Annotated in this window: 8 protein-coding genes; 2 read left to right on the top strand and 6 right to left on the bottom strand. The window is 55.2% G+C overall.

Features of this window, described 5'->3' with window-relative positions:
• Positions 1-172 precede the first annotated feature (172 nt).
• A complete protein-coding gene (gene guaA, locus DWV16_RS18270) occupies positions 173-1,705 on the top strand; it encodes a glutamine-hydrolyzing GMP synthase (protein WP_118480868.1) in 1,533 nt (510 codons plus the stop codon).
• 2 nt (positions 1,706-1,707) lie between these two features.
• Positions 1,708-2,160 (top strand): hypothetical protein, encoded by a 453-nt coding sequence (locus tag DWV16_RS18275; RefSeq protein WP_118480870.1) that lies wholly within the window; start codon positions 1,708-1,710, stop codon positions 2,158-2,160.
• A 733-nt stretch (positions 2,161-2,893) separates the two neighbouring features.
• On the opposite strand, the gene DWV16_RS18280 is transcribed toward DWV16_RS18275, so the two are convergent.
• The 6 genes from DWV16_RS18280 to DWV16_RS19715 all read right to left on the bottom strand — a co-directional run.
• Positions 2,894-3,574, bottom strand: coding sequence for a sigma-70 family RNA polymerase sigma factor (locus tag DWV16_RS18280; protein WP_066453810.1), 681 nt, complete (start codon positions 3,572-3,574; stop codon positions 2,894-2,896).
• Positions 3,571-4,008: an anti-sigma F factor gene (spoIIAB, locus tag DWV16_RS18285; RefSeq protein WP_066453809.1), complete on the bottom strand. Its 438-nt coding sequence runs from the start codon at positions 4,006-4,008 to the stop codon at positions 3,571-3,573. Before spoIIAB ends, DWV16_RS18280 begins: the two co-directional genes overlap by 4 nt.
• Complete coding sequence (locus DWV16_RS18290) at positions 3,995-4,366, bottom strand: anti-sigma factor antagonist (protein ID WP_066453806.1); 372 nt, start codon at positions 4,364-4,366, stop codon at positions 3,995-3,997. Before DWV16_RS18290 ends, spoIIAB begins: the two co-directional genes overlap by 14 nt.
• A 118-nt stretch (positions 4,367-4,484) precedes the next feature.
• Positions 4,485-5,756 carry a folylpolyglutamate synthase/dihydrofolate synthase family protein gene (locus DWV16_RS18295; protein WP_243007370.1) on the bottom strand — a complete coding sequence of 424 codons (1,272 nt, stop codon included), beginning with the start codon at positions 5,754-5,756 and terminating at the stop codon, positions 4,485-4,487.
• A gap of 201 nt (positions 5,757-5,957) precedes the next feature.
• Entirely contained in the window at positions 5,958-8,579 is a 2,622-nt protein-coding gene (locus tag DWV16_RS18300; protein ID WP_118480874.1) for a valine--tRNA ligase, read from the bottom strand.
• A gap of 152 nt (positions 8,580-8,731) precedes the next feature.
• On the bottom strand, positions 8,732-9,269 hold a 538-nt coding region (locus DWV16_RS19715; protein WP_305000074.1), incomplete at its 5' end, for an NAD(P)-dependent oxidoreductase.

Consider the following 9,269-nt stretch of genomic DNA (forward strand, 5'->3'; position numbering starts at 1 on the left):
ACCCGCGCGGATCGCGGCGATTTTGGAATAGAGCCGGTTTCTGATCGATCAAATTTTGTGCAACCCGACAGACCTCGTTCAAAACAAAAACCTACGCTTGTATTTTGTGCGCTTTTATGGCAGAATATAAAAGGTTCGTTATGTAATTTTTTAAAAGGAATGATCTGATAAAATGAGTCATCAAACGGTTGTGGTATTGGATTTCGGCGGCCAGTATAACCAGTTGATCGCACGCCGGGTGCGCGAATGCGCGGTCTATTGCGAGGTACTGCCGTATAAAACCCCGCTTGCTGAAATTGCGGCAAAAAATCCGATCGGCATCATCTTCACAGGCGGCCCGAACAGCGTTTATCTGCCGGACGCGCCGCACGTGGATCCCGCGATCTTTTCGCTCGGCATCCCGGTGCTTGGCATCTGTTACGGCATCCAAACGATGGCCTATGCGCTCGGCGGACATGTTACCAGCCCCGATTCCCGCGAATATGGTAAAACAGATACATACTATGATACCGGGTGCATTCTCTTTAAAGATTTGCCCGAGCGTGGGATTTCCTGGATGAGTCACACCGATTATATTGACAAGCTTCCGGATGGATTTACCGCGACGGCGCACACCGATGCCTGCCCCACCGCAGCAATGCAAAATCCTGAGAAGAAGCTCTACGGGCTGCAGTTTCATCCGGAGGTGCTCCACACCGAAAACGGCATTGCCATGCTTCGCAATTTCCTGCTTGAAGTATGCGGGGCCAAAGGCGACTGGACGATGGGTGATTACGCCCGTCAGACGATCGTTTCCCTGCGTGACAAAATTGGGGACGGCAAGGTTCTTCTCGCCCTTTCCGGCGGTGTGGACAGTTCTGTCTGTGCTGCGTTGCTTTCGCAGGCGATCGGAAATCAGCTCACCTGTATCTTTGTTGATCACGGCCTGATGCGCAAAAATGAAGGCGACGAGGTGGAAACCGCGTTCTCTGGGCGAAATATCAATTTTGTGCGCGTAAATGCGGAGGAACGTTTTCTCGCCAAACTCGCGGGCGTTTCGGAACCGGAAAGCAAACGAAAAATTATTGGTGAGGAATTCATCCGTGTCTTTGAGGAGGAAGCGAAAAAGATTGGCAAGGTGGATTTCCTCGCACAGGGAACCATCTATCCGGATGTGATCGAATCCGGTGCGGGCGACGCCGCCGTTATCAAAAGCCATCACAATGTGGGCGGACTTCCCGACTATGTCGATTTCAAGGAAATCATCGAACCGCTTCGTCTGCTCTTCAAGGATGAAACCCGCGCGCTCGGCCGTGAACTGGGCTTACCGGATTATCTGGTCAATCGCCAGCCGTTCCCCGGCCCAGGGCTTGCAATCCGCGTGATCGGCGAAATCACCAAGGAAAAGCTTGATATCCTGCGTGATGCCGATTTTATCTTCCGCGAGGAGATCGCCAAGGCGGGGCTCGACCGCGATATCCATCAGTATTTTGCCGTACTCACTTCCATGCGTTCGGTCGGCGTCATGGGCGACGGCCGTACTTACGATTATACCCTTGCACTGCGCGGCGTGACTACCACTGACTTCATGACCGCCGATTGGGCGCGAATCCCGTACGAGACGCTCGATATCATAAGCCGAAGGATTGTAAACGAGGTGCGCAATATCAACCGTATTGTCTACGACATCACCTCAAAACCACCCGCAACGATTGAGTGGGAATGATTATGGGAAATCTATTACTAAAGCAAGGAAACGAGTTTATAAATAGGGCTGAAATCAGTGAGTTATTAGGTGGAAATCCGCAAAGTGGAATCACCGTAGCAAGCAAAACAAATGCTATTCTCTTGTTTAAAAACGCGGAAGAGCTTTATTCGGACTATTTCTATCCTCGAGGCTCATATGAATTTTGTATGTACACAGGTATTGGTAGAAATGGTCATCAGGATAGTTTAGAGAACAAAATGTACGATTTGAATATGGCTGTTCTCTCTCATAAGAAACAGGGCAAACCATTATTGCTTTTTGAGAAGAGAAAACGGAAATATTGTTTTGTTGGTGAATATGAATTAACAGAAACACACCAAAACATTCAGCCGGATGATGAAAAATTTCTGCGGCGGGTATTTGTTTTTCACTTAAAAAAGATTGCTGATACTGCTGAATTAGCGCTTTTTTAATTCCGACCGCAACTAAGACGAAATAAAATGCATCCATCCGCCCGGGAACCCTTTTCGGATCACGGGCTTCTCATCGATCAATATCTCCCCATCCCATATGCTGTTCATACACGGAAAATTTTTTCTCAGGCAGATTTACAGGTCCTTTCCCCATAAATCCGGAAAGCTTTCAAAAATGCCGGTGTCCTTTTCGAAAACCTCCAGACCGCTCTTTTCCATCCGAGTCGCCGCTGGGCCTGCCGCCGCATAGTATGGGTTTGTAAGCAACAACAAGCGGCGGCAGTATTAGGGTGGCGACAGCCCTCAGAACAGCCTGCGTATGACGACCTGCCGCTTCAGATAGAGTTGGCTCATCCGGGGAAGGAAAATTCCTTCCCCGGGGGCGGCTGACCTGAGGCCAAAGGCTGTGACAACGCGCCTACTTATTACCGCTTTCGATATTGCTCACCGGCCCTCTCCGCGAAGGCTGTAAAAGGACCGGACGCCTACTGGCGTCCGGTCCTTCTTTCGTGCGGCTGGACATCGCCGCGCGGTGGATGCGTTCTCCAGGCGCATCCACCTTTTTTCAGTTTAATGACAAACAGTGTTCCGCTCTTGCTCAAACCAAAATGAATGCCGCAGGCACACCCCCTTCCAAATCCGCCACCAAAAGCGGAGAACGAATGTGGGATGGATCTTCAAGCTGCTGTCGCGGCAGCGCCGTCCGTACCTTGCCGTGGTCGAACAGCCGCGGCTAGCCGGTAAGTTCGGCGCGCAGGGCGGTGAGAATTTTCTTTTCACGTCTGGAAACCTGTACCTGGGTCATGCCAAGTCTCGCAGCGGTCTGCACTTGAGTCATACCGGAAAAATAACGCAGGACGATCAGTTTTCGGTCGTTTGGTTCCAGACTGCCTACCACCTGTTTGAGGGAAATAATATCCGAAAGGAGGTCCTCGGGCGAATCAACAGGCAGATCGATCTGCCCGCCGCCATCGTCGTCGCTTTCGGTGAGGGAAATGGGCGGAGCCGAGGCGCAAAGAGCCTCCACGACCTGTTCTTCGGGCAGATCCATCGCCTCAGACAGTTCGCTTACGCTTGGTTCCCGGCCAAGGACATTGGAAAGCGTTTCGCGCTGGCGGGCAATCTTCATGGAGAGCTCCTTGATCGAGCGGGATACCTTGACCGCTCCTCCATCCCGGAACAGGCGGCGCATTTCACCCAGGATGACCGGCACCGCATAGGTGGAAAACCGTACGCCCCGTTCCTCATCGAAGGCATCCGCAGCCTTGCAGAGGCCCATACAGCCCGCCTGGAACAGATCGTCGTATTCAATTCCCCTTCCTTTGAAGCGGTGTGCACAGGAGTGTACCAGCCCGATATTCTGCGAGATGGTCTGCTCGCGTTTTGACGCGGCGCATTCGATCACTGGATTCATGCCTCCTTACAGCGGATTCTCCTTTCCAGCGTCACCGTCGTCCCCTTTCCCTCTTTGGAAACAACCTTCACTTTGTCCATCAGGCTCTGCATCACGGCAAAGCCGAGTCCTGCGCGTTCCTCTTCCGGAGCCGAGGTATAAAGTGGTTCCATCGCTTTTGGAATGTCGGGAATGCCGCAGCCTTTATCCCGGATTTTGATGACAATACGGCTCTGCGGCATGATGCTGGCGGATATGTACACGACGCCGAGCTTATCGCGGTAAGCATGCACAATGCAGTTGGTCACCGCCTCGCTCACCGCCGTCTTAATATCCGAGAGTTCCTCAACCGTCGGATCAAGCTGTGCCACAAACGCCGCCACGGTGGTGCGTGAAAACGCTTCGTTCACCGAACGTCCCTCAAACTGCAGTTTCATGGAATTAATTGCTTTCATCGTCGTTTCCTCCGTTGTCCCCGGTTTTTGCCATGGCTTTTGGCCGTTCGGTTTTCTCCATCACCGCGAGGCGGTCAAGCCCCGCGAGTACCATGACTTTTTTCAGATGGCTTGCAATATTCACCAGATGCACTGAACCGCCCAGCTCCTGCATCAGTTTATAGCGGCCCATCACCAGCCCGATGCCGGATGAATCCATAAAGGTCACATCCTTGAAATCAAGGTCCAGTTCCCGGACCTGCGCGCGGGTGACCGCCTCGTCGATCGTTTCCCGCATCTCCTTTGCACTGTGATGATCGATGTCACCAATCAGCCGCGCAATCAGGATTTCATCGGCGATGTCAATCTGTACGCTCATACCCTATTCAACTTCCCTTCTCCGGCTGCCCGGAAATTTTCGTAAAAAGAAAAAGCCCTACCCCTATAGGATAGAGCTTGTCCGATAAAAAACATGTCAAACTTTGCGAAAAAATGGATTAATCTCCGCTATTTTCCAAAAGATACGGCCGCGCCGCAGACGCCAGATAAAGCGACCCGCAGACCACTGCCGCACCGCCTTCCGCACGGGCCTGCGCAATCGCCTGTTTTAGCGCGGCAGGCAGACTTTCGCAAGAGGTGGCGTCCGCGCCCAACGCGGCCGCACGCTGCGAAAGTTCTGCGCCCGAAAGCGCACGGGAATTTTCCGGCGTGACACAGATGAGCCTGCGAAAATACGGCAGCAGAATTTCGAGCGCGCCGGAACTGTCCTTGTCCGCGAGCATGCCCATCACCGCCGTGATGGGACGGCTGCCAAGCAGCGAAAGCGACTGGGCCAGCGCTGCCGCCCCCTGCGGGTTATGCGCACCATCCAAAAATACCGGCGGGTCATGCTGCATCAGTTCCATCCGCGCCGGAAAGCGCACCGAAGCAAGGCCTGGCCCGACAAAGCGGCACGCCCCTTTGAAACCGGAAAAGCGGGATAGTTCGTCCACAACGGTGATTGCGGTCAGGGCGTTGTCTATCTGGTAGGCGCCCGGCAGCGGCAGATGGATCTGATATCCGTTATAAATAAAATCAGAACCGGAAATTTCCATGTACAGGCCCTCCACAGCGCTCCTGTTCGGCTGGACGACCGTGCCGTCCCCATGCAGCATTGCCTCCTCATAGATCACGGCAAGCGCGTCCGGGTCCTGCCCGCCGCAGGTCACCGTCCGCACGCCCGGTTTGATGATGCCGCATTTCTCGCGGGCAATCGCTTCCACCGTGTCGCCGAGCAGCGCGGTATGATCCATGCCGATCTTGGTGATGACGCTGAGCATCGGCTTTTTAAGGACATTGGTGGCATCCAGCCTGCCGCCAAGCCCCACTTCGATCACACAAATTTCGCATTTCTGCCGCAAAAACCACAAAAAGGCAAGCGCGGTGACAAAGGCGAATTCTGTGAGGCCGCCCGCCCGCTCTGAGAGCGGGCGGAGTTCCTCGGTGAGCGCGGCAAGCGCCTCTTTGGGGATCATCTCGCCGTCGATCTGGATGCGCTCCCGGAAATCGATGATATACGGGGAGATATAAAGGCCGGTTTTATAGCCCGCGGCGCGCAGAATTGACGCGGTCATCGCGGCGGTCGAGCCTTTGCCGTTCGTCCCGGCGATGTGGACCGTTTTGAGCTCGTCCTGAGGATTTTCGAGCATCCGCATAAGCGCGCGCATTGGACCGAGGTCCGGAAAGCGCGGCAGTGAATGAATATAGGCGAGGGCTTCTTCGTAGGTCATGGGTTCATCTCCTTTGGAAAGCGGCATCGATAGAGCCGGAAAAGAAAAGGATGGGGGGATTTCTCTTGCAAATCCCCCCATACCCCCAAATACGCTTGAACAATCAGGCGTTCCGCGCTTTGCGAAGCGCGGGCCGAGGACACTGTCCCGGCGCCCTTATGAACTTTTAAAAAAGTTCAATCAAAATTTTCTCGCCAGCCGTCAACCAAAGGCCGCGATCGATTCTTCGATCTTTGCGAGGCGCTCCTGCGCTTTTGCGAGACGGGCACGTTCCGCGTCGACCACAGCCGCCGGCGCTTTCGCGACAAAGCCCTGGTTCGCGAGTTTGCCGTTCACCGCGGCGATCTCCTTTTCCACCTTGGCCTTTTCCGCGTTCAGACGGACGATCTCCTTCTCCCGGTCGATCAGTTCGTCCATCGGGATGAAGATGCGCGCCGCGTCGGTGATCACCTGCACCGCTCCCGGAATTTCAAAACTTCCCGCCACCTTCACCTCCGATGCGGACGCAAGCCGCAGGAAGAATGGGACGCCCGCTTCAAACACAGCCGGTTCGTCGGTCGCGATATAGATACTGGCTTTTTTGGAAGGCGGCACGTTCATCTCCGCGCGGCGGTTGCGGATCGCGCGGATGGCGGCCATGACCATTTCAAACTGCGCTTCCTCCGTGGCAAAGTTGAGCGCTTCGTCGTAAACCGGCCAGGACGAAACCATGATGCTTTCGCCCTCATGCGGCAGCGCCTGCCAGATTTCCTCGGTGATGAACGGCATAAACGGATGCAGAAGCTTGAGGATGCCCGTCATGACATAGACCAGCACCTGCTGCGCCGCCAGCGCCGTTTCGCCGCCAGCGCCCAGCCGCGCCTTGCAAAGCTCGATATACCAGTCGCAGAAGATATCCCAGATGAAGTCGTAGAGCTTTTGGACGGCCATGCCAAGCTCGAATTTGTCGAGGTTGTCGGTAACCTCTTTGACAAGGGTGTTATATTTGCTGAGCACCCATTTGTCCTCAACCGTGAGGGAGGCGGGCAGTTCGGGCTTTTCGACCGCGTCGGACAGGTTCATCAGGATGAACCGCGAAGCGTTCCAGAGCTTGTTGGCAAAGTTGCGCGAGGCGTTCACCTTTTCGTCCGAAAAGCGCATATCGTTGCCCGGGGAGTTGCCGGTGGCAAGGGTGAAGCGCAGCGCGTCCGCGCCGTACTGGTCGATGACTTCGAGCGGATCGATGCCGTTTCCAAGGGATTTGCTCATCTTGCGGCCCTGCGCGTCGCGCACAAGCCCATGGATCAGCACCGTGTCGAACGGCGTTTCGCCCATGTGCTCGATGCCCGAGAAGATCATGCGGGCGACCCAGAAGAAGATGATGTCGTAGCCGGTCACCAACGTGTTGGTCGGGTAAAAATATTTGAGATCCTCGGAATTGTCCGGCCATCCCAGGGTTGAGAACGGCCAAAGCGCCGAAGAGAACCAGGTGTCGAGCGTGTCGGGGTCCTGATGGATATGCGCGCTGCCGCAGTGGGCGCATGCGGTCGGTTCCTCTTTCGACACGGTGATTTCCCCGCAGTCGTCGCAGTACCAGGCCGGAATCCGGTGGCCCCACCAGAGCTGACGCGAAATGCACCAGTCCTTGACGTTATCCATCCAGTTAAAGTAGATTTTATCGAAGCGTTCGGGGACAAATTTGGTTTTGCCGGAACGCACCGCTTCGTTCGCGGGCTTCGCAAGGGGCTCCATCTTGACGAACCACTGTTTTGAGATCCGCGGCTCGATCGTGGTGTCGCAGCGGTAGCAGCCGCCGACATTATGCTTGTAAGGCTCGACGCTTTTGAGGTAACCGCCCGCTTCCAGCTCCGCAATGATCGCCTTGCGGCACTCTTCGCGGGTCATGCCGGCAAATTTTCCGCCGTTTTCGTTGATGGTGGCGTCCTCGTTCATCACATTGATGACCGGAAGGTTGTGGCGCAGGCCGACCTCAAAGTCGTTTGGGTCGTGCGCCGGGGTGATCTTCACGACGCCGGTCCCAAAGTCCATTTCGACATAGCTGTCCGCGACAATCGGGATTTCTTTATTCACGATCGGCAGCAACACCATCTTGCCAATCAGGTGCTTGTAGCGCTCGTCGTCCGGATGAACCGCCACGGCGGTATCTCCGAGCATCGTTTCCGGTCGGGTGGTCGCAATTTCGAGCACCTCTCCGGTGCCGACGATCGGGTAGTTGATATGCCAGAAGAAACCGTCCTTTTCGGAGTAGTTGACTTCGGCTTCGGAGATTGAAGTTTTGCAGTGCGGGCACCAGTTGATGATCCGCTCGCCGCGGTAGATGAGGCCCTTGTTATACAAATTCACAAAAACCTCGCGCACCGCCTTGGAACAGCCCTCGTCCAGCGTAAAGCGTTCGCGCTCCCAGTCACAGGAGGAACCGAGCTTCTTGAGCTGATCGATGATACGGCCGCCGAATACACGTTTCCACTCCCATGCGCGCTCCAGAAACTTTTCGCGGCCGAGCATCTCCTTGGTGAGGCCTTCCTTACGCATCGCCTCCACGATTTTTGCCTCGGTGGCGATCGACGCGTGGTCGGTGCCGGGCAGCCAGAGCGCGGCGCGGCCCTGCATCCGCCGAAAACGGATCAGGATATCCTGCAGCGTCTCGTCGAGTGCGTGTCCCATGTGCAGCTGGCCGGTGATGTTTGGCGGCGGGATGACGATGGTATACGGCTCCTTATCGGGATCCCGTTCGGCGTGAAAATAGTTCCCGTCGAGCCAGAATTGATAGGTTCGGTCTTCAACCTGCTTGGGGTCGTAGACCTTTTCGAGTTCCTTGCGCATTCTATTTCCTCCAAATCCAATAGGCTGGTACAATACCTTATATTATATCGATTATTGGGCATAAATTCAAGGATTACACGAAAGAAATGCGCCGAAACGGCAGAAAAGCCCCGGTGCTTTGCACCGGGGCTTTTCATGGAAGAAATGAAATTTTACGGATTTACAACATTGACCGGTCTGCCCACGAGGAACTGCCGGAAGTTGTCGACGGCGATATCCATCAGACGCTGGCGGCTCTCCTTGGGCGCCCAGCTGATGTGCGGCGTGATGATGCAGTTCTTCGCCCCCAAAAGCGGGTTGTCCCCCTTGATTGGCTCGGTCGATACCACATCCAGCCCCGCCGCGTAAACCTTCCCGCTGTTTAACGCGTCCGCCAGGTCCTGCTCCACGATGAGCGGACCCCGCGAGTTGTTCAGGATGATCACCCCGTCCTTCATCTTCGCGATGTTTTCCCTGCTGATGATCCCTTCGGTCTCCGGGAACAGCGGGCAGTGCAGCGCGATCACATCCGAGGTTTTCAGCACCGTTTCCAGATCCACATATTCCGCCAGCGCTTTTCCGCTCTCATTCGGATACGAATCGTACGCGATCACCTTCATCCCCAGCGCCTTCGCGATCCGTCCCGTCGCCTGACCGATCCGCCCAAACCCGATGATCCCCATCGTTTTGCCCGCAAGCTCGATCAGCGGG

The sequence above is a fragment of the Anaerotruncus sp. AF02-27 genome (assembly GCF_003465835.1).
Lineage (GTDB): Bacteria > Bacillota > Clostridia > Oscillospirales > Ruminococcaceae > Anaerotruncus > Anaerotruncus rubiinfantis.

Excerpts from the sequence above, each read along its gene's own strand:
- DWV16_RS18280 (WP_066453810.1), bottom strand. The coding sequence starts at position 3,574 with ATGAATCCAGTGATCGAATGCGCCGCGTCAAAACGCGAGCAGACCATC.
- DWV16_RS18290 (WP_066453806.1), bottom strand. The coding sequence starts at position 4,366 with ATGAGCGTACAGATTGACATCGCCGATGAAATCCTGATTGCGCGGCTG.
- DWV16_RS18300 (WP_118480874.1), bottom strand. The coding sequence starts at position 8,579 with ATGCGCAAGGAACTCGAAAAGGTCTACGACCCCAAGCAGGTTGAAGAC.
- guaA (WP_118480868.1), top strand. The coding sequence starts at position 173 with ATGAGTCATCAAACGGTTGTGGTATTGGATTTCGGCGGCCAGTATAAC.
- DWV16_RS18295 (WP_243007370.1), bottom strand. The coding sequence starts at position 5,756 with ATGACCTACGAAGAAGCCCTCGCCTATATTCATTCACTGCCGCGCTTT.
- DWV16_RS18275 (WP_118480870.1), top strand. The coding sequence starts at position 1,708 with ATGGGAAATCTATTACTAAAGCAAGGAAACGAGTTTATAAATAGGGCT.
- spoIIAB (WP_066453809.1), bottom strand. The coding sequence starts at position 4,008 with ATGAAAGCAATTAATTCCATGAAACTGCAGTTTGAGGGACGTTCGGTG.